Origin of the sequence: Streptomyces sp. NBC_01294, assembly GCF_035917235.1 — a bacterium.
Classification (GTDB): Bacteria; Actinomycetota; Actinomycetes; order Streptomycetales; family Streptomycetaceae; genus Streptomyces; species Streptomyces caledonius.
In genome coordinates, this window is sequence record NZ_CP108423.1 from 6001492 (window position 1) to 6025569 (window position 24078).

Consider the following 24078-nt stretch of genomic DNA (forward strand, 5'->3'; position numbering starts at 1 on the left):
CATGGGGATGAACGTAGCTGGCACGATGGAGGCATGAACATCATGCTTTTCCATTCGACGTACGGGCTGCGGCCCGCGGTGCACGCGGCGGCCGACCGGCTGCGCGCGGCCGGGCACCAGGTCCAGGTGCCGGATCTCTTCGGGGGACGCACTTTCGGGACCGTCGAAGAGGGCATGGCCCACCAGGACGAGATCGGCCGTGACGAACTGCTGAAGCGCGCGGTGCTGGCCTCCGCCCCGTACTCCGACCAGGGCCTGGTCTACGCGGGCTTCTCCTTCGGCGGCTCGATCGCCCAGCACCTGGCGCTGGCCGACCAGAAGGCGCGCGGGCTGCTGCTCCTGCACGGGACGGCGGACCTGGACGACGACGCCTCCGTGGACGAACTGCCGGTGCAGCTGCACATCGCGGACCCGGACCCGTTCGAGCCGCACGACTGGCTGACCGCCTGGTACCTGCGGATGCAGCGCGCCGGGGCGGACGTGGAGGTCCACAGCTACCCGGGTGCCGGGCACCTGTTCACCGACCCGGAGCTGGACGACTACGACGCCGAGGCCGCCGAGCAGGCGTGGAAGGTCGCGATCGGCTTCCTCGACACCCTCTAACCGGCCTGTGGTCAAAGGCCGGAGGTCAAAGGCCGAAGGCCGAGGGGCCCGGGCCGGCGGATGCCGGACCGGGCCCTTTTCCGTTCGAGTGCGGCAGGAGGTCAGCCGGCCCGGTAGGCCGTCCAGCTGCTCGACATGCGGGCCACCTGGCCCGCGGTGAACTGGTACATGCACGAGTCGTACGTGTAGTCCATGAAGTTGCGGATCGGGTCCGCGCCGGGCTTGCTGGCGCAGCTGTCGCGCCCGGTCGGGCACTCGTACGCGGCGCTCTTCTCGGCCGGGGTGTCGGAGACGTAGTCGCCGTTGCCGTTACAGCCGCCCTGGAAGGTGTGGTAGAGCCCCAGCCAGTGGCCGACCTCGTGGGTCGCGGTGTCGCCCTCGTTGTAGTTGGCCGCGGTGCCGCCGGGCAGCGAGCTGTCGAGCACGACCACGCCGTCCATCTTGGGGCTGGAGGCGTAGGAGGTCGGGAAGGTCGCCCAGCCCAGCAGGCCGCCGGAGAGCTTGGCCGTGTAGAAGTTGAGCGCGCCCGGGCCGCCCTTGCGCAGGGTGTTCTTCATGTCCTTCTCGGCCTGGGAGCCGGAGGCCAGGTTGTACCAGGAGGCGTTGTCCGTGTAATCGGTGGACGCGAGGGTGAACTGGAAGTTCGTGTTGACATTGCCGGTGCCCTGGCCGCCGTAGGCCGCGTTGAGGACCGCCAGCTGGTTGTTGACGGCCGTGGCCGACAGCTTTCCGGTGGTGCCGGAGTGCACGACGTGGAAGTACACGGGGATGTTCACGGTGGCCTCGGCGGCACTGAGGCTGCGCTGCGGTTGGTTCTTGAGGGCCTTGTCCAGCTTCGCCTTGAGGTCGGCGTCCATGGCCTTCGCCTGCGCGTCGGTGAGCTTGTTGGGCTCGTCCGCGTGCTCGTCGTGGGCGCGGGTCACACGGGCGTTGGCCGCGCCGGTGGTGGACTCCTCGGCGCACACCTCGGCGGGGGTCTTGGCGGCCGCGAGCGTCGTGGGGGACGCGAGCGGGGTGAAAGCCAGGGTTCCGGCCAGAACCGCCGTGCCCATCAGGCGGCGGCGAAGAAGGGGGGATATGCGAGCAATTGCGCGCACGTGTGCTCCTTGCGGGTGGGGGGTGGTGGGGGGTGGTGGCCTGAAGGATCTTCTTCAGCTGGCGCGAAGCTTATGTGTGCATGACATATTCAGGTCAAGGGTCTTACGTAAAAGATTTGTTGCCACAAACGCACAAGGGGCGCCTGGTATGTACCAGGCGCCCCTTGTGGCGGGAGAATTGACGGTCAATCAGCCGACCGGCTGGTAGGACCGCTCCACCTTCTGGGTCCCGTTCAGGGTCCGGTAGGAGCGGGTCCACGCGGACGTCGCGGCCTGCTGCCGCTTGTCGGACACGACGTAGTAGTCCATCTGCGAGCGCTCCGCCGTCACGTCCAGCACGCCGTAGCCGTGCGCGTCCATGTCCAGCCACTTCACGTGCCAGTTGGCGGCCCTGACGGCCGACTCGGCGACCAGCGAGGCGGTGTCCGCCGGCACGTGCAGGATGTCGTCGAGGTTGTCCGAGGTCACCGAGGTGACGACGAACTCGGTCGCCGTCGTGCCCGAGCTCGGGTACGTCGCCATGTTCACCGGGACCTCGTTCGCCCAGGCCATGTGGATGTCACCGGTCAGGAACACGGTGTTCTTGACGTTGCGGTCCTTCAGGTGGCCCAGCAGCTCCTTGCGGTCGTCCGTGTACCCGTCCCACTGGTCGACGTTGACCGCTATGCCGCCTTCGGGTAGCCCGAGCAGCTTGGCCAGCGGCTTCATCAGGTGCGCGGGCAGCGAGGCGAAGGCCACCGGCGAGATCATCACCGAGGTGCCGACCAGCTTCCAGGTCGCGTTCGAGCCCGCGAGGCCCGACTTGAGCCAGTCCAGCTGGGCGCGGCCGGTGATGGTCCGCTCCGGGTCGTCCACCGAGCCGCTGCCCGTCTTGACCTGCTGCGAACGGAAGGAGCGCAGGTCCAGCAGGTGCAGGTCGGCGAGGGTGCCGAAGCGCAGCCGCCGGTAGACCGTGCCCGCCGTGGAGGTGCGTACGGGCATCCACTCGAAGTACGCCTGCTTGGCGGCGGCCGCGCGGGCCGCCCACTCGCCCTCGGCGCCGGGCGTGTGGTTGTCGGCGCCGCCGGACCAGGTGTCGTCGGCGAACTCGTGGTCGTCCCAGATGGCGATGACCGGGTGCGCGCGGTGCAGCGCCTGGAGGTCGGTGTCCGTCTTGTACTTGCCGTGCCGGGCGCGGTAGTCGGCCAGCGAGACGATCTCGTGCTTCGGCTCGTGCTGGCGTACGACGTACTTCGCCTCCGGATATCCCCCGGTCTGGTACTCGTAGATGTAGTCGCCCAGGTGCAGGACCGCGTGCAGATCGGTGCGGGCGGCCAGGTGGCGGTACGCGGAGAAGTAGCCGGACTCCCAGTTGGCGCAGGAGACCACACCGAAACGGACCCCCGAGGTCGTCACGTCGTGGCCCGGGGTGGTCAGGGTGCGCCCGGAGGGGGAGACGGCCGAGCCGGCGGTGAACCGGTACCAGTACGGCGTCTGCGGCTGCAGTCCGCGCACGTCCACCTTGACCGTGTGGTCGGTGGCGGCGCTCGCGGTGACGGTTCCCCCGGCGACGATGCGGGAGAAGGCCTGGTCGGAGGCCACCTCCCAGCCCACCTGGACGGCCGGGCCGAGCCCGGAGCCGGGCACGGCCTCGGTGGTGGGGGTGACGCGGGTCCACAGCAGGACCCCGTCGGGCAGCGGGTCGCCCGAGGCGACGCCGTGCAGGAAGGCGGGCGCGGTGCTGCTGCCCGCCGCGTGGGCGGCCGAGGCGCCCAGTGAGGTGAGGGGGGCCAGCGCGGCCGTGGCCGCGGCGGCGAGGACGACCGTACGGCGACGGGGAGTTGCCGCGGTCTGAGAAGGGATGAGTTGACTGGTCACGGATGATCATATTACCGACGGGTACACCCGATGGAACAGGCGTCGGAATGCAACGGGCGGGCGAACTCTGGGAGTTCGCCCGCCCGTTGGCGCGGCCTGTCCGGAAAGAGCTTCCCGGATTGTCCGGCGATCAGCCCTGCAGGGCCTTGTCGATCGCCGCCGTGAACTGCTCCGCCGTCTGCGGGGTGTCTATCTTCTTGCCGTCCATCTTCAGCGTCGGGGTGCCCTTCACGCCCGACTTGTCGAAGGACTTCGACATCTCCAGCGCCCACCGGTCGTACGTGCCGTCCTCGACGGCCTTCTTGAACTCGGCGTTCCCCTTGAGCGCGGGGACGGTGTCCGCGACCTTCAGCAGGTAGTCGTCCTTGCCGAAGCTGTCGACGGTCTCCTCGGGGTGCAGCTCCTTGGAGTACAGCGCGCCCTTGAAGTCGAGGAAGGCCTGCGGGCTGACGTTCAGCGCCGCGCCCAGCGCGCTCAGCGCGTTCTTCGAACCCTCGCCCTTGACGGCGTTGTCGATGAACGTGGCGCCGATGTACTGGAGCTTGTACTTGCCCGCGTCCACGTCCTTCTTGATCTGCTCGCCGGCCGCCTGCTCGAAGCCGGCGCAGGCCGGGCAGCGCGAGTCCTCGTACAGCTCCAGGGTCTTCTTCGCCTCGGGCTTGCCGACGACCACCGTGGTGCCGTCCTCGCCCTCGGTGTTCTTCGGCTTGACCAGGGCGGCCGTGGCGGCCTTCTCCCAGTGGTCGGGCTGGTTGGCCTGCACGACCGCGTAGCCGACGGCGCCGACCAGGCCGAGCGCGGCCAGGACCCCGCCCGCCACGATCACCTGGCGGCGCACCTTGTCCTTCTTCGCCTGCGCCTCGCGCTCGGCGCGCAGACGCTCGCGGGCCGCTGCCTTGTTCGCCTGGCTGTTGCGTGAACTCATCGTGATCTCCGTGGGGTGTGACGTGTGAAAGGGACTGCCGTACGTGCGTCAGGCGCGGGCGAGCGCGCCGAGCACGGGGGGTCCCCGCCGTCTCACGGAGTGTGCGGGGAATCGCGTACGGGCCCCCGTGCCCGGGAGCGCCGACCGCAGCGCCCGCCCGGCCGACCCGCAGGTCACGGCGACCGCGGCCACCGCGAGCAGCAGCGGCCGGAAGGCGAAGGCGGCCACCGCGCGCAGCAGCCGGCCCAGCGCCCGCTCGCCGTGGCGCAGCCACGCGGCGGCGAGCAGTCCGACCGAGACGTGGACGCCGAGCAGCAGCCAGGGCGACCACGGCCCGGGGGCGGCCAGCAGTGCGGCGGGGTCGGCGGCGGGCCCGGCGACCTCGGCCAGCGGGCCGCCCACCGGCGTGCCGCCGCACAGGGCGTCCAGGCCCATCGCGCGCAGCGGACCCGAGACGGGGCCGCCGGCCGGGCCGTAGCAGAGGTGCTGCCCGGTGGTGAAGACGGTGTCGGCGGCCAGCTCCAGGGGCACGAGGAGCCCGGCGATGGGGCCGAAGCCCCGTTCGCGGCCCGCGAGCGCGTAGGCGATCACGAACACGGCGGCGAAGGCCCCGCCCACCAGCGCGGGCGGCAGCGGAACCTGGGACATGAGGACGTGCGAGCCGGCCGAGAGCAGCACGACGAGCGCGCTGAACAGCGCGGCCCGCAGCCCTCGAAGCCCCATTCCTGAAATGTCCATCGCCGCGAGTGTCCCATGCGTACCTGTGGAAGCGGGCCCTCAGGGGGTGTCTTGCCGGTCACCCCGCACGACCGGCACGACACTCCCCGGGGTCCGGCGCTACGGCGTGATGCGGCCGTTGCGGAAGAGGTCCACGAAGATCTGGTGGTCGGCGCGGGCCCGGGCGCCGTACGCGTGGGCGAAGTCCACCAGCAGCTCCGCGAAGCCCTCCTCGTCGGCCGCGATCGCCGCGTCGATGGCCCGCTCGGTGGAGAACGGCACCAGGGACTGCCCGCTCTCGGCCTCGTCGGCCGACGCGTGCATGGTCGCCGTGGCCCGGCCCAGGTCCGCGACCACGGCCGCGATCTCCTCCGGGTCGTCCAGGTCCGACCAGTCCAGGTCCACCGCGTACGGGGAGACCTCCGCCACCAGCTGGCCCGCCCCGTCCAGCTCCGTCCAGCCCAGCCACGGGTCGGCGTGCGCCTGCAGGGCGCGCTGCGAGATCACCGTGCGGTGCCCCTCGTGCCGGAAGTACTCCCGCACCGCCCGGTCCGTGATGTGCCGGGAGGCGGCCGGGGTCTGCGCCTGCTTGAGGTAGATCACGACGTCGTTCTCCAGGGCGTCGCTGTGCCCCTCCAGCAGGATGTTGTAGGAGGGCAGGCCCGCCGAGCCGATCCCGACGCCCCGGCGTCCCACCACGTCCTTGACCCGGTAGGAGTCGGGCCGGACGAGCGACTCGTCGGGGAGCGTCTCCAGGTACCCGTCGAAGGCGGCCAGGACCTTGTAGCGGGTGGCGGCGTCCAGCTCGATGGAGCCGCCGCCGGAGGAGAAGCGGCGCTCGTAGTCCCGTATCTCCGTCATCGACTCCAGGAGGGCGAAGCGGGTGCGGGAGCGGGCCGAGCGCAGCGCCGCCAGCAGCGGGCCCTCGGCGGTGTCCAGGTTGAAGGAGGGCACCTCTTCGTATTTGGCCCCGGCGGCCAGGCGGTGGATCCGCTCCCGGTAGGCGCCGGCGTAGATCCGCACCAGTTCGCTTATCTGGTCGTCGCTGAGCGCCTTGGTGTAGCCGATCAGGGCGACGGAGGCGGCGAACCGCTTCAGGTCCCAGGTGAAGGGGCCGACGTAGGCCTCGTCGAAGTCGTTGACGTTGAAGATCAGCCGGCCGTTGGAGTCCATGTACGTGCCGAAGTTCTCGGCGTGCAGATCGCCGTGGATCCAGACCCGGCCGGTCCGCTCGTCCAGGTACGGGCCGCCGTGCCGGTCCCGCTCCAGGTCGGAGTAGAAGAGGCAGGCCGTGCCGCGGTAGAAGGCGAAGGCCGAGGCGGCCATCTTGCGGAATTTGACCTGGAAGGCAGCGGGGTCGGCGGCGAGCAGCTCACCGAACGCGGTGTCGAACACGTCGAGGATCTCTTCGGCGCGCTGCTCGTCGGTCGTCTCGGGAACCGCCATGGCGGATGCCTCCTGGTGCACGGGGTGGTACAGGTCCTGCCCGACGGGACGCCGGTCCGGTGATCCTGGTTCTGCAACGCCCGACCGTACCCGTGAGTGCCCGCGCCACGGGAGGCTCGGGGCGACCCTTGTGTGTCGGTCCGGCGACGTAGACTTCGAGGCTGCCACATCTCTCCCCTCCGGAGGACTCTCACCGTGACCAAGCCGCCGTTCACGCACCTGCACGTCCACACCCAGTACTCGCTGCTGGACGGTGCCGCGCGGCTGAAGGACATGTTCAACGCGTGCAATGAGATGGGCATGACGCACATCGCCATGTCCGACCACGGCAACCTGCACGGGGCCTACGACTTCTTCCACACCGCGAAGAAGGCCGGAGTCACGCCGATCATCGGCATCGAGGCGTACGTCGCCCCCGAGTCCCGGCGCAACAAGCGGCGCATCCAGTGGGGCCAGCCGCACCAGAAGCGCGACGACGTCTCCGGTTCCGGCGGTTACACCCACAAGACGATCTGGGCGGCGAACGCGACCGGTCTGCACAACCTCTTCCGGCTGTCCTCCGACGCGTACGCCGAGGGCTGGCTCACCAAGTGGCCGCGCATGGACAAGGAGACCATCTCCCAGTGGTCGGAGGGCCTGATCGCCTCCACCGGCTGCCCCTCCGGAGAACTCCAGACCCGACTGCGCCTCGGCCAGTTCGACGAGGCCCTGAAGGCGGCCTCCGAGTACCAGGACATCTTCGGCAAGGACCGCTACTTCCTGGAGCTGATGGACCACGGCATCGAGATCGAGCGCCGGGTCCGCGACGGGCTGCTGGAGATCGGCAAGAAGCTCGGCATCCCGCCGCTGGTGACCAACGACTCGCACTACACGTACGCGCACGAGTCGGCCGCGCACGACGCCCTGCTGTGCATCCAGACCGGCAAGAACCTCTCGGACCCGGACCGCTTCCGCTTCGACGGCACCGGCTACTACCTCAAGTCCACGGACGAGATGTACGCCGTCGACGCCTCGGACGCCTGGCAGGAGGGCTGCCGCAACACCCTCCTGGTGGCCGAGCAGATCGACACCACCGGCATGTTCCAGGCCCGGAACCTCATGCCGAAGTTCGACATCCCGGAAGAGGGCTACACCGACACCACCTGGTTCAAGGAGGAAGTGCGGCGCGGCATGATCCGCCGCTATCCGGGAGGCGTCCCCGAGGATCGGCAGAAGCAGGCCGAGTACGAGATCGACGTCATCATCGAGATGGGGTTCCCGGGCTACTTCCTCGTCGTCGCCGACTTCATCATGTGGGCCAAGAACCAGGGCATCGCGGTGGGCCCCGGCCGTGGCTCCGCGGCCGGCTCGATCGTCGCCTACGCCATGGGCATCACCGACCTCGACCCGATCACGCACGGCCTGATCTTCGAGCGGTTCCTCAACCCCGAGCGCGTCTCCATGCCCGATGTCGACATCGACTTCGACGAGCGCAGGCGCGTCGAGGTGATCCGGTACGTGACCGAGAAGTACGGCGACGACAAGGTCGCCATGATCGGCACGTACGGAAAGATCAAGGCGAAGAACGCCATCAAGGACTCCGCGCGCGTCCTCGGCTACCCGTACGCCATGGGCGACCGGCTGACCAAGGCGATGCCCGCCGACGTCCTCGGCAAGGGCATCGACCTCAACGGCATCACCGACCCCTCGCACCCGCGCTACGGCGAGGCCGGCGAGATCCGCGCGATGTACGAGAACGAGCCGGACGTCAAGAAGGTCATCGACACCGCCCGCGGCGTCGAGGGCCTGGTCCGCCAGATGGGCGTGCACGCCGCCGGCGTGATCATGTCCAGCGAGCCGATCGTCGACCACGCCCCCGTCTGGGTGCGGCACACGGACGGCGTGACCATCACGCAGTGGGACTACCCCCAGTGCGAGTCGCTCGGCCTGATCAAGATGGACTTCCTGGGCCTGCGCAACCTCACGATCATGGACGACGCCGTCAAGATGGTGAAGGCCAACAAGGGGATCGACCTCGATCTCCTCGGTCTGCCGCTCGACGACCCCAAGACGTACGAACTGCTCTGCCGCGGTGACACGCTCGGCGTCTTCCAGTTCGACGGCGGGCCCATGCGCTCCCTGCTGCGCCTGATGAAGCCCGACAACTTCGAGGACATCTCCGCCGTCTCGGCCCTGTACCGGCCGGGCCCGATGGGCATGAACTCGCACACGAACTATGCCCTGCGCAAGAACAAGCAGCAGGAGATCACCCCGATCCACCCGGAGCTGGAGGAGCCCCTCAAGGAGATCCTCGGCGTCACCTACGGCCTCATCGTCTACCAGGAGCAGGTGCAGAAGGCCGCCCAGATCATCGCCGGCTACTCGCTCGGCGAGGCCGACATCCTGCGCCGCGTGATGGGCAAGAAGAAGCCCGAGGAACTGGCGAAGAACTTCGTCATCTTCGAGGCGGGCGCCAAGGAGAAGGGCTTCAGCGACCAGGCGATCAAGGCCCTGTGGGACGTCCTGGTCCCCTTCGCCGGCTACGCCTTCAACAAGGCCCACTCCGCCGCGTACGGCCTGGTCTCCTACTGGACCGCCTACCTCAAGGCCAACTTCCCGGCCGAGTACATGGCGGGTCTCCTCACCTCGGTCAAGGACGACAAGGACAAGTCCGCGATCTACCTGAACGAGTGCCGCCGCATGGGCATCAAGGTGCTCCCGCCGAACGTGAACGAGTCGGAGTCGAACTTCGCCGCCCAGGGCGACGACGTGATCCTCTTCGGCCTCACCGCGGTGCGCAACGTCGGCAGCAACGTCGTCGAGTCGATCATCAAGAGCAGGAAGGCCAAGGGGAAGTTCTCCTCCTTCCCCGACTTCCTGGACAAGGTCGAGGCCGTCGTCTGCAACAAGCGGACCGTCGAGTCGCTGATCAAGGCCGGCGCCTTCGACGAGATGGGCCACACCCGCAAGGGCCTGGTCGCCCACCACGAGCCGATGATCGACAACGTGGTCGCGGTCAAGCGCAAGGAGGCCGAGGGGCAGTTCGACCTCTTCGGCGGAATGGGCGACGAGGACGCGGGCGACGAGCCGGGCTTCGGCCTCGACGTGGAGTTCTCCGACGTCGAGTGGGAGAAGTCCTACCTGCTCGCCCAAGAGCGCGAGATGCTCGGCCTCTACGTCTCCGACCACCCGCTCTTCGGCCTGGAGCACGTGCTGTCCGACAAGACGGACGCCGGCATCTCCCAGCTGACCGGCGGCGAGCACTCCGACGGCGCCGTCGTCACCATCGGCGGCATCATCTCCGGCCTCCAGCGCAAGATGACCAAGCAGGGCAACGCCTGGGCCATCGCCACCGTCGAGGACCTGGCCGGCTCCATCGAGTGCATGTTCTTCCCGGCGACCTACCAGCTCGTCTCCACCCAGCTGGTCGAGGACACCGTGGTCTTCGTCAAGGGCCGCCTCGACAAGCGCGAGGACGTCCCCCGCCTCGTCGCCATGGAGATGATGGTCCCCGACCTCACCTCGGCCGGCACCAACGCCCCGGTGGTCCTCACCATCCCCACCGTCAAGGTCACGCCGCCGATGGTGACCCGTCTGGGGGAGATCCTGCGCCACCACAAGGGCAACACCGAGGTGCGGATCAAGCTCCAGGGGCCGCGGACCACCACCGTGCTGCGCCTCGACAAGCACCGCGTCCAGCCCGACCCGGCCCTCTTCGGCGATCTCAAGGTGCTGCTCGGCCCGTCCTGCCTGGCCGGATAGCGCCGCCCCCCCCGCACGTACCGAAGGGCCTGCCCGGCGATGCCGGGCAGGCCCTTCCCGTCACAGAGTGCGGGCGTCAGTTGTGGCCGAACTTCTTCTGCTTGCTCTTGTGGGCCAGATCCATCGGACTCGGCGACGGATTCATCGACTCGGTCGAGGACTCGGTCGAGGTCTTCGACGGATCCTGCGACGAGCGGGCCTGCTGCTTCGGCTGCTTCTGCTGCTTGTTCTTGGCCATGGTGGAGCCTCCGTGAGGGTCTAGGGGCCAGGACCGCCTTCACACTCACACAGGCCCGGAAACCGCGCATTTTGGATCATTACTGCGCGTAGCAATGCCCCCTCTCCCCGTGCACCGTGAGATCCGCCACGCCGATGATCGAGTTCCGGCCTTCAACACCCTTGAGGTCGGGCAGACTCGGGGCACCCGCCGAAAAACACAGAGGAACCCCCAGGGAAGAGGGTGGAACGCGTGGACCGCTGCGTCGTCCTGGTGGACGCCGGCTACCTGCTGGGTGCCGCCGCCAGCCTTCTCGCCGGGGAGCCCTCCCGCTCCCGGATCACCGTCGACCATGCCGCCCTCATCCAGGGCCTGCGCGAGCGGGCCGAGGCCGACACCGAGCAGCCCCTGCTGCGCATCTACTGGTTCGACGGCGCGCCCGACCGGGTGCCGCAGCCCGAACACCGGCGGCTGCGCGTCATGCCCCGCGTCACCGTCCGGCTCGGCGCCCTGACCCGCAGCGACGGCCGCTGGGCGCAGAAGGGCGTCGACGCCGCCATGCACGCCGAGCTCACCGAGCTCGCCCGCAACCGCGCCTGCTCCGACGTGGTCCTGGTGACCGGCGACGGCGACCTGCTGCCCGGCCTGATGTCCGCCAAGGAACACGGCGTCGCCGTCCACCTGTGGGCCGTCCAGGCCGCCGACGGGGACTACAACCAGTCCGAGGACCTCGTCGCCGAGGCCGACGAACGCCGCGTCCTGGACCGTGCCTGGATCACCCGGGCCGTCCGCGCCAAGGACCTCACCGGACTGTGCTCCCCGCCGCCCGCGCCGCGCCCCGACATCGCCGCCATCCTCTCCGCCCCGCTGCCCGAGGCGGCGCTCGCCGAGGCCGCCCGCAACGGCACCGCCGCCACCGGCGACGACGACCGGGAGGGAGTCCCCGTACCGGCGCCGACCACCCCCGGGGGCAAGCCGGTCCCCACGCCCAAGGACCTCGCCGGCGCCCTGCGGGCCCCCGGACACCAGGCCGGCGCGCAGGGCGGGCCGAGCGCCGCGCCCGCCCCGTCCAGCGCCCTGCGCTGGTCCTCCGACAAGGGCTGGATCGACCGGGCAGGACCGCTCGGCGAACCCGCCGAGACCGCCTCCCTGCCCACCCTCGCCCAGCTCACCAGCGCTGAGCAGCGCTGGGCGGACCGGGAGGAGGACATCACCACCGTCGGCGGGGACCCGTTCGAGGTGGGACAGGTGTTCGCCCGGCGCTGGATGGAACGGCTCCCGGAGACCGTGCACCTGCAGAAGCTGGCCACGATGTACCCGCGCATCCCGCACCGGATCGACGGCGAGCTGCTGCGCTACGCCGCCCGGTTCGGCCTGCTCGCGCACAAGGACGACCAGATCGACGAGCACGACCGGTACGCCATCCGCGCCGGGTTCTGGCGGGAGATCGATGTGCGTGCGGCCGCCGAGCACGTGGCCGCCGTACCGGCCGCCGCACCGGGAACGGGCCCCGTCGACGTCGCCGCCCCGCTGACCCCGGCGGCCGAGTAGGGGCGGGAACCCCGTAGGCTGCTCCCTCGTGAGTACGGGCACAGCACAGGCGCACAACGGCACGGCGGCAGCCGCGGGGGCGGCGTCGGACGTGATCTGCGCGGTGCGTGACCTCGTCAAGACGTATCCCGCGGTACGCGGACGGCGCGGGGCCCCGGCCCTGCCCGAGACCCGCGCCAACGACGGGATCTCCCTGGACGTCCGGCGCGGCGAGATCTTCGGCCTGCTCGGCCCCAACGGCGCCGGCAAGTCCACCCTGGTCCGCCAGCTGACCGGCCTGATGCGGCCCGACGCCGGCTCCGTGACCCTGCTCGGCCACGACCTCGTACGCCACCCCCGGCGGGCGGCGCGGCTGCTCGCCTACCTGGGGCAGGAGTCCACCGCCTTGGACGAGCTCACGGTGGCGCTCGCCGCCGAGACCACCGGGCGGCTGCGCGGGCTCGACGCACGGGCCGCGCGGGCCGAGCGCGACGCCGTACTGGAGGAACTCGGGCTGACCGCGATCGCCGGACGGCCCCTGAAGAAACTTTCCGGCGGCCAGCGCCGCCTGGCCTGCTTCGCCTCCGCGCTGGTGGGGGAGCGGCCCCTACTGGTCCTCGACGAGCCCACCACCGGCATGGACCCGGTGGCCCGGCGGGCCGTGTGGTCGGCCGTGGACCGGCGGCGCGCCCAGCACGGCGCGACCGTCCTGCTCGTCACCCACAACGTCATCGAGGCCGAGACCGTCCTCGACCGGGTCGCCGTCATCGACCAGGGCAGGGTCATCGCCTGTGACACCCCGGCAGGACTGAAGGCCAGTGTCCCGGGCGAGGTCCGGCTGGAGCTCGTGTGGCGGTCCGCCCCGCCGCTGGAGGTCCCGGAAGTCGCATCGCTCGCGCCGCTGGCCGCCGAGTCGGGTCGCCGCTGGGTGCTGCGGCTGGCGCCGGACGAGGCGCGGGCCGCGGTGGCCGCGGTCACCGGAGGCCCGGCCTTCGCCGCCCTCGACGACTTCACGCTGGCGACACCGAGCCTGGAGGACGTCTACCTGGCGCTCGGCGGGCGGATGAAGGGGCTGGTGAAGTCGTGACCACCACCACTGCTGTGGACACCGTCGTGGGCGTGCTCGCGCCGAAGGCGCGGTTCTTCCCCTCGCTGGCCGCCGTGTACCGGGCGCAGCTGTCCCGGGCGCGGGTCGCCCGGATCCCGCTGCTGTTCGTGGCCACCTTCCAGTCCGTCGGGATCATGATCCTGATGCGCGGGGTGGTCGACGGGGGCTCGGAGGCCCGGGCCGTCGTCGCCGGGTCCTCGGTGCTCGTCGTCGCCTTCGTCGCACTGAACCTGCTCGCGCAGTACTTCGGACAGCTGCGGGCCGGCGGCGGGCTCGACCACTACGCCACCCTGCCGGTGCCGCCCGCGTCCGTGGTGCTGGGCGCGGCCGCCGCGTACGCCTCCTTCACGCTGCCGGGGACGCTGGTCACCGCCGTCTTCGGGTGCCTGCTCTTCGGCCTGCCGATGGGCGGGCTGTGGATCCTGGCCGCGGTGGTCCCGCTGGCCGGGGCCGCGCTGGCCGGGCTGGGCGCGGCGCTGGGGCTGCTGGCGCCGCGGCAGGAGCTGGCCACCCTCGCCGGGCAGCTCGGGATGTCGGCGGCGCTGCTGCTGGGCGTGCTGCCGCCCGAGCGGATGCCGGACATGATCGTGTGGGCCCGGGACCTGCTGCCCTCAACGTACGGCGTGGAGGCGTTCGCGCAGACCTTCGCACCCGAGCCCGACTGGGCGGCCGTCGCCTTCGACCTCGGCGTGTGCGGGGCGGTCGGGGTCCTCTCGCTGGCCCTCGCCACGTGGGCGTACCGGCGGGCCGCGGTCCGCTGACACGGTCCGCCGATGTCGTCTCCGGGCGCACCTGGCACGATGTGGGGGTGACCGAAGCCGTGACCCCGCCGTCCCCGTTCGACCCGCCGTCGCTCCCGCCCGAGAAGCCCGGTGGGTCCTCCGGCGCCGTCACCCCGGAGGACGTCCGGGACGCGGCCGTCGTGGCCCTGGCGATCGGCGTGGCCGGACTGCTCCTCGGACTGCTGTGGGTGTGGCTGGCGCCGCGCGTGCAGTACGTCTCCAACGGCGAGTCCGTGTTCCTGCGCAACAGCGAGAGCGAGGCGCGGATCGCGTCCGACGGGACCTTCTTCCTGCTGTCGGTGGGGCTGGGCGTGCTGAGCGCCGTCGGCACGTTCCTGTGGCGGCGGCGCGGTGGCGTGCCGCTGGTGATCGGGCTCGCGGTCGGCTCCGGCTTCGCCGCGCTGGTGGGGTGGCGGTTCGGGCTGTGGCTGGGGCCGTCGCCGGACCTGGTCGCCGCGGCGGCGAAGGCGGGCAAGGGGGTGCCGTTCGACGCGCCGCTGCAGTTGCTGGCGCACGGGGCGCTGCTGGCGTGGCCGATGACCGCGGTCCTGCTGCACCTGGGCCTGACGGCGCTGTGGTCGCCGCGGGATCCGGAGCCGTCCCCGCTGGCCGGCTGGACCGGCTACTACCAGGCCGCGCCGGCCGACGCGGCCGCCCCGCCGGAGCCCCCGCGCACCTGACGGTTCACCGCCCGCCCGCGCCGCCTCAATCGCCGGCGGGGCTCAAGGATCGGGGCTCCGCCCCGGACCCCGCGCCTCAAACGCCGGCGAGGCTGAAAGAGCGCCTCAAACGCCGGCGGGCTGAAAGAGCGTCTCAAACGCCGGCGGGCTGAAAGAGCGTCTCAAACGCCGGCGGGGCTGAAATGGCCTGCGGGAATTCGGCTGTGCAGGTGGGCGGGGCCGCATCATCCAGCCTCGCCGGCGATTGAGGCGCGGGGGTTCGGGGGCGGAGCCCCTGACAGCGGCGGCGAGCCCGGCGGACTGCGGGCGGCCCCCGGTGCGGCGGCGGCGAGCCCGGCGGACTGCGGGCGGCCCCCGGTGCGGCGGCGGCGAGCCCGGCGGACTGCGGGCGGCCCCCGGTGCGGCGGCGGCGCGCCCGGTGGGCTACGGGCGGGCGATCGGGGCCAGGGTGGCCCTCGTGAGGGCGGTCAGGTCGGTGGGGGACAGTTCGATCTCCAGGCCGCGCCGACCCGCCGAGCAGCAGATCGTGGCCTGCGCCGAAGCCGACGCGTCGATCACCGTACGCAGCCGCTTGCGCTGCCCCAGCGGGGAGATGCCGCCCAGGACGTAGCCCGTCGTGCGCTCCGCCAGCGCGGGATCCGCCATCGCCGCCCGCTTCCCGCCGACCGCTGACGCGAGCGCCTTCAGGTCCAGCGACCCCGAGACCGGGACCACCGCCACCGTCAGGACGCCGTCCACGTCGGCGACGAGGGTCTTGAAGACCTGGGTCGGTGAGACGCCCATCGCCTCGGCCGCCTCCTGGCCGTACGAGGGGTGCGCCGGGTCGTGCTCGTACGCGTGCGTGGTGAACGGGACCCCGGCCGCCGTCAGGGCGACGATCGCCGGGGTGCCGGCCGCCTGCTTCGTCTTCTTCGCCATCGGTGATCCGTCTGTTCGTCTGTCCGTCTGTCCGTCAGTTCGGGCTCGTCGGGGTACGGGTCAGGTCCACCGCCGGCAGGGACGGGAGGTGGCGGATCACCGCCGTCTCCGCGCGCAGCAGTTTCAGTTCCTCCGCCAGCCGGGTCGCCGTGTCCGGGGCCTGCAGCAGCCGCTGCTTCGCCGGGATGTCCAGCACCGCCGCCGCTGCCACCAGGTACGAGACCACCGACGGCTCGTCGGGGAGGTCCGCACCCGTCAGGGACCGCTCGCGGGCTCCGGCCAGCCGCTTCTGGTAGTTGCGGAAGGCCCGCAGCACCCCCTCGGCCAGGGCGCCCGCGCCGTCGCCCGCGTCCTCCGCGATCTCTTCCAGCTCCGCCGTCAGGAAGGGGCCCGAGGAGTCCACCGAGAGCAGGCGGACCCGCGTGGTGCCGGTCGCCAGGACCTCGAAGCTGCCGTCCTCCCGCTCGCGGATCGTCGCCGCGTCCGCGATGCAGCCCACCCGGTGGAAGGCCTGGATCGGGTCGGAGCCGAAGCCCGCGGCGGGGCCCCGCTCCGGCAGGGCCGTCTGGTCCGGCAGGCCGGGCGCGGTCGGCGCGACCTCCCGGCCGTCACGGATCGCGACGACGGCGAAACGGCGCGGCTCGTCCTCGCCCGTCTTCAGCAGCTCGCGCATCATGGCGCGATAACGCTCCTCGAAGATGTTCAGCGGGAGGACGAGTCCCGGGAACAGCACCGAGTTCAGCGGGAAGAGGGGCAGGCGAACGGTGGTCACGAGGCACAGGGTAATGGCCTGACAGGCCCCGTCACCCCCGCCTCAGCAGCCGGGAGGCGCCCGCCGCCACCGTCGTGGCCAGGATCCAGCCCATGATGACGAGGCCCGCGGCCCCCCACTGCCAGCCGCCCTCCAGCTTCCACTGGCCCTGCTGGCCGAGGTCGATGACGGGCAGCAGCAGATCCAGCGCGTACAGGGCGGCGCTCCACTGCGGGTGCTCGTTCTCCTTGATCGCCGGTGGGTCGAGCTGGGAGAAGAGCAGCGCGCCCGCCGCCCACAGCACCGCCATCCACAGCGCGGCCCGGCCCGGCCGGTACCCGTAGACCACCGTCCAGTCCTGGAGGTACCCCCACGCCTTGGGCCCCGGCGGCAGCGTGGCCCGGCGCCGGCGCTGCTTGGCCAGCAGCACCTCGCGGGCGTCGGCGTCCTCCCCGCTGGCCCGCAGTACGGCGGCCAGCCGCTCGTACGGCTCCGGCGAGTACTCGGGCGTGGCCGCCGCCACCCACGCCAGCCGGCGGGAGAGCGGGAAGTGGCCGCGGGGCGCGAGGTTCTCGTAGACGAATCCCTCGATGGACACCCCGCCCGGGCCCGGCCAGCTCGTGGAGGTGTCGACGAGCTTGACCACCTTGGCCCCGGACACCACCACCCGCCCGTGCTCGGGCCGCTCGCCGACGAAGCGGAACTCGGGGGTCTGGATCCGGCGCAGGGATATCTCCTGCTCCTCGGTGAGCACGAACCGCGCGCCGTAGAAGTCGATGGCGTCCCCGAACCGGCCGTCGTCCAGCCGCAGCCCGCCCCGGCACTCGAAGCGCTGCGCCCGCTGACCGCGCACTGGGGTCGCCCCCACCCCGTACGGGGGAGTGGAGGAGCCCCCGCCCGGTACGTAGTCCCGCGCGATCGAGGTCAGGTAGAGGGTCCGCTCGACGGTCAGCTGCGGGGCGTTCAGCGCGTACCGCCCGGACGGGTTGCGCAGGCGGGCCCCGCGCAGGTTCATCGACACGCCGACCTTCGCGCCGCGCAGGCTCACCTCCCCGTACGTCTCCAGCAGCTCGCCCTGGAAGTCCTGCGCGACCGACAGCCCGTCGGCGGCGATCGCCCGGCCCTTGTTGTCCCGCTGCACCACGGCCTGGCTGACCAGCAGGTCGGTGCCGATCTGCGCGTCGGTCAGCCGGATCCCGCGGGCCACCCGGCAGCGCGGCAGGTGCAGGTCGCCCTCGGTGTGCAGGCGGGCCGCCTCCAGCCGGGGAACCGCACAGTTGATCATGCGGAGCGTGCCGAAGCGGGCCTCGGACAGCTGGATCTCGCTGTCGAAGCGGCAGGACTGGAGCTCCACGTACGGGGCCACCGTGCCCCCGGACAGATCGAGCCGCCCGCTGATCCGCACGCCGCGCAGCTTGAGGGAGGCCACCCGGCCCGGCACGGGTGGCGGCCCGTGCAGCAGCAGAAGGGCGACCACCCCGGCGCGGACGCTGCGCCCGGGACCCCACACGCGGTCGGCGTGCGGATCGTCCTGGTCGGCGGCGCGCGCACTGAGGTCGCAGATGCTGCCCGTGCGGAACGCGTCCCACATGCGGCGCTCGGCGGCGGTGAGATCCGCCGGTTCCTCGCCCGCGCGCGCCTCGGTCAAGGCGGCCCCCCTCCGCTGTCCCCCACACGCACACGCGTGTGAAAAAGATCTACGGGGAACGCTAGCGGGGGCCTGTGACATCCGGGGCGTGTATCAGCCAGTGATACGGGCGACCGGTGGCGCGAAGCGGTCTGAGAGAATTGTGGGGTGATCTCTCGTATCGACCTGCGCGGTGACGCCCTCCCCGAGGGCGGCGCCCTGCGCGATCTGCTGCCCCGTGCCGAGTTCGACGTAGAAGCTGCCCTGGAGAAGGTGCGGCCCATCTGCGAGGACGTCCATCATCGTGGCACGGCGGCGCTGATCGAGTACGCGCAGAAGTTCGACGGGGTCGAGCTCTCGCAGGTCCGGGTACCCGCGGAGGCCCTCAAGGCCGCCCTGGAAGAACTGGACCCGGCCGTCCGCGCCGCCCTGGAGGAGTCGATCCGGCGCGCCCGGATCGTGCACCGGAACCAGCGCCGCACCGAGCACACCACCCAGGTGGTCCCCGGCGGCACCGTGACAGAGAAGTGGGTTCCGGTGGAGCGCGTGGGGCTGTACGCCCCGGGCGGCCGCTCGGTGTACCCCTCCTCCGTCGTGATGAACGTCGTGCCGGCCCAGGAGGCGGGCGTCGAGTCCATCGCGCTCGCGTCCCCGCCGCAGAAGGATTTCGGCGGCCTGCCGCACCCCACGATCCTCGCCGCGTGCGCGCTGCTCGGCGTGGACGAGGTGTACGCGGCCGGCGGCGCCGTCGCCGTCGCGATGTTCGCGTACGGCACCGAGGACTGCCTGCCGGTCAACATGGTGACCGGCCCCGGCAACATCTGGGTCGCCGCCGCCAAGCGCTACTTCACAGGGCGGATCGGCATCGACACCGAGGCCGGCCCCACCGAGATCGCGGTCCTCGCGGACTCCACGGCCGACCCGGTGCACGTCGCCGCCGACCTGATCAGCCAGGCCGAGCACGACCCGCTGGCCGCGGCCGTCCTCGTCACGGACTCCGCGGAGCTCGCGGACGCCGTCGAGCGGGAGCTGGAGCCGCAGGTCGCCGCGACCAAGCACGTCGAGGACCGGATCAAGCCCGCCCTCGCCGGCAGGCAGTCCGCGATCGTGCTCGTCGACAGCCTGGAGGACGGCCTCAAGGTCGTCGACGCGTACGGCGCCGAGCACCTGGAGATCCAGACCGCCGACGCCGCCGCCTGGGCCGCCCGCGTGCGCAACGCCGGCGCGATCTTCGTGGGCCCGTGGGCCCCGGTCTCGCTCGGCGACTACTGCGCCGGGTCGAACCACGTGCTGCCCACCGGCGGCTGCGCCTGCCACTCCTCGGGCCTGTCCGTACAGTCCTTCCTGCGCGGCATCCACATCGTCGACTACACGCGGGACGCCCTCGCCGAGGTCACCCACCACGTGGTGACGCTGGCCGAGGCCGAGGACCTGCCCGCGCACGGCGCCGCCCTGAAGGCGCGCTTCGGATGGAAGGTGCCGACCGCATGACGTCGAACATCGGGATCGACGACCTCCCCATCCGGGACGAGCTGCGCGGCAAGACCCCGTACGGCGCCCCGCAGCTCGACGTGCCCGTCCAGCTGAACACCAACGAGAACCCGTACGAGCTGCCCGAGGAGCTCGTACGGCGCATCGCCGAGCGCGTCGCCGAGGCCGCCCGCACCCTCAACCGCTACCCCGACCGGGACGCGGTCGAGCTGCGCACCCAGCTCGCCGCCTACCTCACCCGTACGGGCAGGCACCCGGTCGCGCGCGAGAACGTCTGGGCCGCCAACGGCTCCAACGAGGTCATCCAGCAGCTGCTGCAGACCTTCGGCGGACCCGGCCGCACCGCGATCGGCTTCGAGCCCTCGTACTCGATGCACGCGCTGATCTCCCGCGGCACCGGCACCGGGTGGATCTCCGGCCCCCGCCGCGAGGACTTCACGATCGACGTGGAGGCGGCGGAGCAGGCGATCGCCGAGAACGCCCCCGACGTCGTCTTCATCACCTCGCCCAACAACCCCACGGGCACCGCCGTCGAGGCCGAGACGGTCCTCGCCCTCTACGAGGCCGCGCAGGCGGCCAAGCCCTCCCTCGTCATCGTGGACGAGGCGTACGTGGAGTTCAGCCACCGCGACTCGCTGCTGCCCCTCATCGAGGGCCGCCCGAACATGGTGGTCTCCCGGACCATGTCCAAGGCCTTCGGCGCCGCGGGACTGCGCCTGGGCTACCTGGCCGCGCACCCCGCCGTCGTGGACGCCGTCCAGCTGGTCCGCCTGCCGTACCACCTGTCGGCCGTCACCCAGGCCACCGCGCTGGCCGCCCTGGAGCACACCGACACCCTGCTCGGCTACGTCGAGCAGCTCAAGGCCGAGCGCGACCGCCTGGTCGTCGAACTGCGGGCCATCGGCTACGAGGTCACCGAGTCCGACGCGAACTTCATCCAGTTCGGGAAGTTCGACGACGCGCACACCGCCTGGCAGAAGATCCTCGACCAGGGCGTCCTGGTCCGGGACAACGGCGTACCCGGCCGGCTGAGGGTCACCGCCGGCACCCCGGCAGAGAACGACGCGTTCCTGGAAGCGGTTCGCGCACTGAAGAAGGAGCAGCACGCATGAGCCGCATCGGACGGGTCGAACGGACCACCAAGGAGACCTCCGTCGTCGTCGAGATAAACCTCGACGGCACCGGCCAGGTCGACGTCTCGACGGGCGTGGGCTTCTACGACCACATGCTGGACCAGCTCGGCCGCCACGGCCTCTTCGACCTCACGGTCAAGACCGACGGCGACCTGCACATCGACACCCACCACACCATCGAGGACACCGCCCTCGCGCTGGGCGCCGCCTTCAAGCAGGCCCTCGGCGACAAGGTGGGCATCTACCGCTTCGGCAACTGCACCGTCCCGCTCGACGAGTCCCTCGCCCAGGTGACCGTCGACCTGTCGGGCCGCCCCTACCTCGTGCACACCGAGCCCGAGAACATGGCGCCGATGATCGGCACGTACGACACGACGATGACCCGGCACATCTTCGAGTCCTTCGTCGCGCAGGCCCAGATCGCCCTGCACATCCACGTCCCGTACGGCCGCAACGCCCACCACATCGTGGAGTGCCAGTTCAAGGCCCTCGCCCGGGCCCTGCGGTACGCAGCGGAGTTCGACCCGCGCGCGGCCGGCATCCTGCCCTCCACGAAGGGCGCCCTCTAGCCGTGAACGGCCTCAACACCATCCTGATCGTCCTCGGCCTCTTCCTGGCCGGCGGCGTCTACTCCTTCCAGAAGCAGCAGATGCCCAAGTCGGTCGTCGTGCTGCTCGCCATCGGCTCCGCGATGTGTCTCGCCGCCGGAGTCCTGCGGATCCAGGGAATTTGGGAATGAGCACAGCACGTCCCACCAAGAAGGTCGTGGTCTTCGACTACGGCTTCGGCAACATCCGGTCCGCCGAGCGCGCCCTCGCCCGCGTCGGCGCCGACGTCGAGATCACCCGCGACTACGACAAGGCCATGGACGCCGACGGACTCCTCGTCCCCGGCGTCGGCGCCTTCGCCGCCTGCATGCGGGGCCTCAAGGACGCCCGCGGCGACTGGATCATCGGCCGCCGGCTCTCCGGCGGCCGCCCGGTCATGGGCATCTGCGTCGGCATGCAGATCCTCTTCGAGCGCGGCATCGAGCACGGCGTCGAGACCGAGGGCCTGGACGAGTGGCCCGGCACCGTCGGCCCGCTCAAGGCCGCCGTCGTCCCCCACATGGGCTGGAACACCGTCGAGGCCCCGGCCGACAGCCAGGCCTTCGCCGGCCTGGACGCCGACGCCCGGTTCTACTTCGTGCACTCCTACGCGGCGCGCGACTGGAGCCTGGAGGTCACCAACCCGCTGATCCGCGCCCCCAAGGTCACCTGGGCCACCCACGGCGAGCGCTTCGTCGCGGCGGTGGAGAACGGTGCCCTGTGGGCCACCCAGTTCCACCCCGAGAAGTCCGGCGACGCCGGCGCCCAGCTCCTCACCAACTGGATCGAGACCCTGTGATGACCGTGTCCTCAGCCAAGCTGGAGCTCCTGCCCGCGGTCGACGTCCGTGACGGCCAGGCCGTCCGCCTCGTGCACGGGGTGTCCGGCAGCGAGACCTCCTACGGCTCCCCCCTGGAGGCGGCCCTCGCCTGGCAGCGCTCCGGCGCCGAATGGCTGCACCTGGTCGACCTGGACGCCGCCTTCGGCACCGGCGACAACCGCGCCCTGGTCGCCGAGATCACCGGCGCCATGGACATCAAGGTCGAGCTCTCCGGCGGCATCCGCGACGACGCCTCGCTCGCCGCGGCCCTCGCCACCGGCTGCACCCGCGTCAACCTGGGCACCGCCGCCCTGGAGACCCCCGAGTGGGCCGCCAAGGCCATCGCCGAGCACGGCGACAGGATCGCGGTCGGCCTCGACGTCCGCGGCACCACCCTCAAGGGCCGCGGCTGGACCAGCGAGGGCGGCGACCTGTACGAGACCCTCGCGCGCCTGGACTCCGAGGGCTGCGCCCGGTACGTCGTCACCGACATCGGCAAGGACGGCACCCTCACCGGCCCCAACCTGGAGCTGCTGAAGAACGTCTGCGCCGCCACCGACCGGCCCGTCGTGGCCTCGGGCGGCATCTCCTCCCTGGACGACCTGCGGGCCCTGGCCGAGCTGGTGCCGCTGGGCGTCGAGGGCGCGATCGTCGGCAAGGCCCTGTACGCCAAGGCGTTCACCCTGGAAGAAGCACTGAAGGTGGTCTCCGCATGAGCAGCTCCTCCGACGTACGCCGCATCTCCTCCGGCGGCCCCTACGAGGACGTCATCGCGTACTCCCGTGCCGTCCAGCTCCCGAACGGCTTGGTCCTCGTCTCCGGCTGCACCGCGGCCGACGCGGGAGGCCCGTACGACCAGGCGGTCGCGGCCTTCGGCGTCGCCTTCAAGGCCCTCGCCCAGGCCGGTCTCGGCCCCGAGGACGTGGTCCGCACCCGCATGTACCTGACGCACGCCCGCGACGTGGACGAGGTGGGCCGCGCGCACAAGGAACTCTTCGACGCGGTCCGCCCGGCCGCGACGATGCTCATCGTCTCCGGCTTCGTCGACCCCTCGATGGTCGTCGAGGTGGAGGTCGAGGCGTACAAGGCGGTGTCCGGATGAGCCTCGCCGTACGCGTGATCCCCTGCCTGGACGTGGACAACGGCCGGGTCGTCAAGGGCGTCAACTTCCAGAACCTGCGCGACGCCGGTGACCCGGTGGAGATGGCCAAGCTGTACGACGCCGAAGGCGCCGACGAGCTGACCTTCCTCGACATCACCGCGTCCTCCGGCAACCGCGAGACCACGTACGACGTGGTGCGCAGGACCGCCGAGCAGGTCTTCATCCCGCTGACCGTGGGCGGCGGCGTCCGCACCGCCGACGACGTGGACAAGCTGCTGCGGGCCGGCGCGGACAAGGTGGGCGTGAACACGGCCGCCATCGCGCGTCCCGAGCTCATCGAGGAGATCGCGGAGCGCTTCGGACGGCAGGTCCTCGTGCTGTCCGTGGACGCGCGCCGCACCGAAGCGGGCACCTTCGAGGTCACCACGCACGGCGGTCGCAAGGGCACCGGCATCGACGCCGTCGAGTGGGCCCACCGGGCGGCCGAGCTGGGCGCCGGGGAGATCCTGCTGAACTCGATGGACGCGGACGGCACCAAGGACGGCTACGACACCGAGATGATCGCGGCCGTGCGCAAGCACGTCACGGTCCCGGTGATCGCCTCCGGCGGTGCGGGCCGGCTCGCGCACTTCGCCCCGGCGATCGAGGCGGGCGCGGACGCGGTGCTCGCGGCGTCGGTGTTCCACTTCGGCGACCTGCGGATCTCCGAGGTCAAGTCCGCCCTCCGCGAAGCGGGCCACCCCGTCCGCTGACCGTCCCTCCCGGGTGCGGCCCCGGTGGCCACGCCCCTGCCCTGGCCGGGCGGTGCGTGTCGGTCCCCCGGCTGCGGCCCCGGTGGCCGCGCCTCAATCGCCGGCGGGGCTGGGTTCGTGCCCCTGGCCGGAGGCGTGGCCCTCGGGTCGAGCATGCCGACAGCTTCGGGTGGGGCGGTGCCCCTCCGGGGGCT

At 71.4% G+C, this 24078-nt stretch carries 23 protein-coding genes; 14 read left to right on the forward strand and 9 right to left on the reverse strand.

Annotated elements, in window-relative coordinates; genetic code table 11:
• Window positions 1–33: 33 nt before the first annotated feature.
• Window positions 34–603, forward strand: coding sequence for a dienelactone hydrolase family protein (locus OG534_RS27095; RefSeq protein ID WP_326591399.1), 570 nt, complete (start codon window positions 34–36; stop codon window positions 601–603).
• Between the two features lie 101 nt (window positions 604–704).
• Here the strand turns inward: OG534_RS27095 and OG534_RS27100 are convergent, their stop codons facing one another.
• The 5 genes from OG534_RS27100 to OG534_RS27120 form a co-directional block, all read right to left on the reverse strand.
• Window positions 705–1655: a zinc metalloprotease gene (locus OG534_RS27100; RefSeq protein WP_326593878.1), complete on the reverse strand. Its 951-nt coding sequence runs from the start codon at window positions 1653–1655 to the stop codon at window positions 705–707.
• A gap of 234 nt (window positions 1656–1889) precedes the next feature.
• Window positions 1890–3557 (reverse strand): alkaline phosphatase D family protein, encoded by a 1668-nt coding sequence (locus OG534_RS27105; protein ID WP_326591400.1) that lies wholly within the window; start codon window positions 3555–3557, stop codon window positions 1890–1892.
• A 130-nt stretch (window positions 3558–3687) separates the two neighbouring features.
• Window positions 3688–4482 carry a DsbA family protein gene (locus OG534_RS27110; RefSeq protein ID WP_326591401.1) on the reverse strand — a complete coding sequence of 265 codons (795 nt, stop codon included), beginning with the start codon at window positions 4480–4482 and terminating at the stop codon, window positions 3688–3690.
• A 48-nt stretch (window positions 4483–4530) separates the two neighbouring features.
• Window positions 4531–5220 (reverse strand): hypothetical protein, encoded by a 690-nt coding sequence (locus OG534_RS27115; protein WP_326591402.1) that lies wholly within the window; start codon window positions 5218–5220, stop codon window positions 4531–4533.
• A 99-nt stretch (window positions 5221–5319) separates the two neighbouring features.
• A complete protein-coding gene (locus OG534_RS27120; RefSeq protein WP_326591403.1) occupies window positions 5320–6645 on the reverse strand; it encodes a DUF2252 domain-containing protein in 1326 nt (441 codons plus the stop codon).
• Window positions 6646–6840: 195 nt separating this feature from the next.
• On the opposite strand from OG534_RS27120, the gene dnaE reads away from it, so the two are divergent.
• Entirely contained in the window at window positions 6841–10386 is a 3546-nt protein-coding gene (gene dnaE, locus OG534_RS27125) for a DNA polymerase III subunit alpha (protein WP_326591404.1), read from the forward strand.
• Between the two features lie 76 nt (window positions 10387–10462).
• On the opposite strand, the gene OG534_RS27130 is transcribed toward dnaE, so the two are convergent.
• Complete coding sequence (locus OG534_RS27130) at window positions 10463–10624, reverse strand: hypothetical protein (protein ID WP_326591405.1); 162 nt, start codon at window positions 10622–10624, stop codon at window positions 10463–10465.
• 222 nt (window positions 10625–10846) lie between these two features.
• On the opposite strand from OG534_RS27130, the gene OG534_RS27135 reads away from it, so the two are divergent.
• From OG534_RS27135 to OG534_RS27150, 4 genes are read left to right on the forward strand one after another with little or no spacing between them, the layout of a single operon-like run.
• Entirely contained in the window at window positions 10847–12154 is a 1308-nt protein-coding gene (locus OG534_RS27135) for an NYN domain-containing protein (RefSeq protein WP_326591406.1), read from the forward strand.
• A gap of 28 nt (window positions 12155–12182) precedes the next feature.
• Window positions 12183–13220, forward strand: a complete 1038-nt coding sequence (locus OG534_RS27140) for an ABC transporter ATP-binding protein (RefSeq protein ID WP_326591407.1) — start codon at window positions 12183–12185, stop codon at window positions 13218–13220.
• Window positions 13217–14002: an ABC transporter permease gene (locus OG534_RS27145; protein WP_326591408.1), complete on the forward strand. Its 786-nt coding sequence runs from the start codon at window positions 13217–13219 to the stop codon at window positions 14000–14002. The genes OG534_RS27140 and OG534_RS27145 overlap by 4 nt, the downstream gene beginning before the upstream one ends.
• A 47-nt stretch (window positions 14003–14049) precedes the next feature.
• Entirely contained in the window at window positions 14050–14703 is a 654-nt protein-coding gene (locus tag OG534_RS27150) for a hypothetical protein (RefSeq protein ID WP_326591409.1), read from the forward strand.
• A 423-nt stretch (window positions 14704–15126) separates the two neighbouring features.
• Here the strand turns inward: OG534_RS27150 and ybaK are convergent, their stop codons facing one another.
• Genes ybaK through OG534_RS27165 form a run of 3 tightly spaced genes read right to left on the reverse strand, consistent with a single transcriptional unit; the run spans window position 15127 to window position 18020 of the window.
• Window positions 15127–15621, reverse strand: coding sequence for a Cys-tRNA(Pro) deacylase (ybaK, locus tag OG534_RS27155; RefSeq protein WP_326591410.1), 495 nt, complete (start codon window positions 15619–15621; stop codon window positions 15127–15129).
• 34 nt (window positions 15622–15655) lie between these two features.
• Window positions 15656–16393 (reverse strand): LON peptidase substrate-binding domain-containing protein, encoded by a 738-nt coding sequence (locus OG534_RS27160; protein WP_326591411.1) that lies wholly within the window; start codon window positions 16391–16393, stop codon window positions 15656–15658.
• A gap of 31 nt (window positions 16394–16424) precedes the next feature.
• Complete coding sequence (locus OG534_RS27165) at window positions 16425–18020, reverse strand: oxidoreductase (RefSeq protein ID WP_326591412.1); 1596 nt, start codon at window positions 18018–18020, stop codon at window positions 16425–16427.
• Between the two features lie 147 nt (window positions 18021–18167).
• On the opposite strand from OG534_RS27165, the gene hisD reads away from it, so the two are divergent.
• Genes hisD through hisF form a run of 8 tightly spaced genes read left to right on the forward strand, consistent with a single transcriptional unit; the run spans window position 18168 to window position 23884 of the window.
• Complete coding sequence (hisD, locus tag OG534_RS27170; protein WP_326591413.1) at window positions 18168–19490, forward strand: histidinol dehydrogenase; 1323 nt, start codon at window positions 18168–18170, stop codon at window positions 19488–19490.
• Window positions 19487–20602 carry a histidinol-phosphate transaminase gene (locus tag OG534_RS27175; RefSeq protein ID WP_326591414.1) on the forward strand — a complete coding sequence of 372 codons (1116 nt, stop codon included), beginning with the start codon at window positions 19487–19489 and terminating at the stop codon, window positions 20600–20602. The genes hisD and OG534_RS27175 overlap by 4 nt, the downstream gene beginning before the upstream one ends.
• A complete protein-coding gene (gene hisB, locus OG534_RS27180; protein ID WP_326591415.1) occupies window positions 20599–21192 on the forward strand; it encodes an imidazoleglycerol-phosphate dehydratase HisB in 594 nt (197 codons plus the stop codon). The genes OG534_RS27175 and hisB overlap by 4 nt, the downstream gene beginning before the upstream one ends.
• 2 nt (window positions 21193–21194) lie before the next feature.
• Complete coding sequence (locus tag OG534_RS27185; RefSeq protein ID WP_326591416.1) at window positions 21195–21362, forward strand: hypothetical protein; 168 nt, start codon at window positions 21195–21197, stop codon at window positions 21360–21362.
• On the forward strand, window positions 21359–22009 hold the full coding sequence (gene hisH, locus OG534_RS27190) for an imidazole glycerol phosphate synthase subunit HisH (protein ID WP_326591417.1): 651 nt from the start codon (window positions 21359–21361) through the stop codon (window positions 22007–22009). The genes OG534_RS27185 and hisH overlap by 4 nt, the downstream gene beginning before the upstream one ends.
• A complete protein-coding gene (gene priA / locus OG534_RS27195; RefSeq protein WP_326591419.1) occupies window positions 22009–22746 on the forward strand; it encodes a bifunctional 1-(5-phosphoribosyl)-5-((5-phosphoribosylamino)methylideneamino)imidazole-4-carboxamide isomerase/phosphoribosylanthranilate isomerase PriA in 738 nt (245 codons plus the stop codon). Before hisH ends, priA begins: the two co-directional genes overlap by 1 nt.
• On the forward strand, window positions 22743–23132 hold the full coding sequence (locus tag OG534_RS27200; RefSeq protein ID WP_326591421.1) for a RidA family protein: 390 nt from the start codon (window positions 22743–22745) through the stop codon (window positions 23130–23132). Before priA ends, OG534_RS27200 begins: the two co-directional genes overlap by 4 nt.
• Window positions 23129–23884 carry an imidazole glycerol phosphate synthase subunit HisF gene (gene hisF, locus OG534_RS27205; RefSeq protein WP_326591423.1) on the forward strand — a complete coding sequence of 252 codons (756 nt, stop codon included), beginning with the start codon at window positions 23129–23131 and terminating at the stop codon, window positions 23882–23884. The genes OG534_RS27200 and hisF overlap by 4 nt, the downstream gene beginning before the upstream one ends.
• Window positions 23885–24078 lie beyond the last annotated feature (194 nt).

Excerpts from the sequence above, each read along its gene's own strand:
- OG534_RS27110 (WP_326591401.1), bottom strand. The coding sequence starts at position 4,482 with ATGAGTTCACGCAACAGCCAGGCGAACAAGGCAGCGGCCCGCGAGCGT.
- hisB (WP_326591415.1), top strand. The coding sequence starts at position 20,599 with ATGAGCCGCATCGGACGGGTCGAACGGACCACCAAGGAGACCTCCGTC.
- OG534_RS27100 (WP_326593878.1), bottom strand. The coding sequence starts at position 1,655 with ATGGGCACGGCGGTTCTGGCCGGAACCCTGGCTTTCACCCCGCTCGCG.
- OG534_RS27095 (WP_326591399.1), top strand. The coding sequence starts at position 34 with ATGAACATCATGCTTTTCCATTCGACGTACGGGCTGCGGCCCGCGGTG.
- OG534_RS27115 (WP_326591402.1), bottom strand. The coding sequence starts at position 5,220 with ATGGACATTTCAGGAATGGGGCTTCGAGGGCTGCGGGCCGCGCTGTTC.
- OG534_RS27120 (WP_326591403.1), bottom strand. The coding sequence starts at position 6,645 with ATGGCGGTTCCCGAGACGACCGACGAGCAGCGCGCCGAAGAGATCCTC.
- hisH (WP_326591417.1), top strand. The coding sequence starts at position 21,359 with ATGAGCACAGCACGTCCCACCAAGAAGGTCGTGGTCTTCGACTACGGC.
- hisF (WP_326591423.1), top strand. The coding sequence starts at position 23,129 with ATGAGCCTCGCCGTACGCGTGATCCCCTGCCTGGACGTGGACAACGGC.
- ybaK (WP_326591410.1), bottom strand. The coding sequence starts at position 15,621 with ATGGCGAAGAAGACGAAGCAGGCGGCCGGCACCCCGGCGATCGTCGCC.
- OG534_RS27130 (WP_326591405.1), bottom strand. The coding sequence starts at position 10,624 with ATGGCCAAGAACAAGCAGCAGAAGCAGCCGAAGCAGCAGGCCCGCTCG.
- OG534_RS27175 (WP_326591414.1), top strand. The coding sequence starts at position 19,487 with ATGACGTCGAACATCGGGATCGACGACCTCCCCATCCGGGACGAGCTG.
- priA (WP_326591419.1), top strand. The coding sequence starts at position 22,009 with ATGACCGTGTCCTCAGCCAAGCTGGAGCTCCTGCCCGCGGTCGACGTC.
- OG534_RS27200 (WP_326591421.1), top strand. The coding sequence starts at position 22,743 with ATGAGCAGCTCCTCCGACGTACGCCGCATCTCCTCCGGCGGCCCCTAC.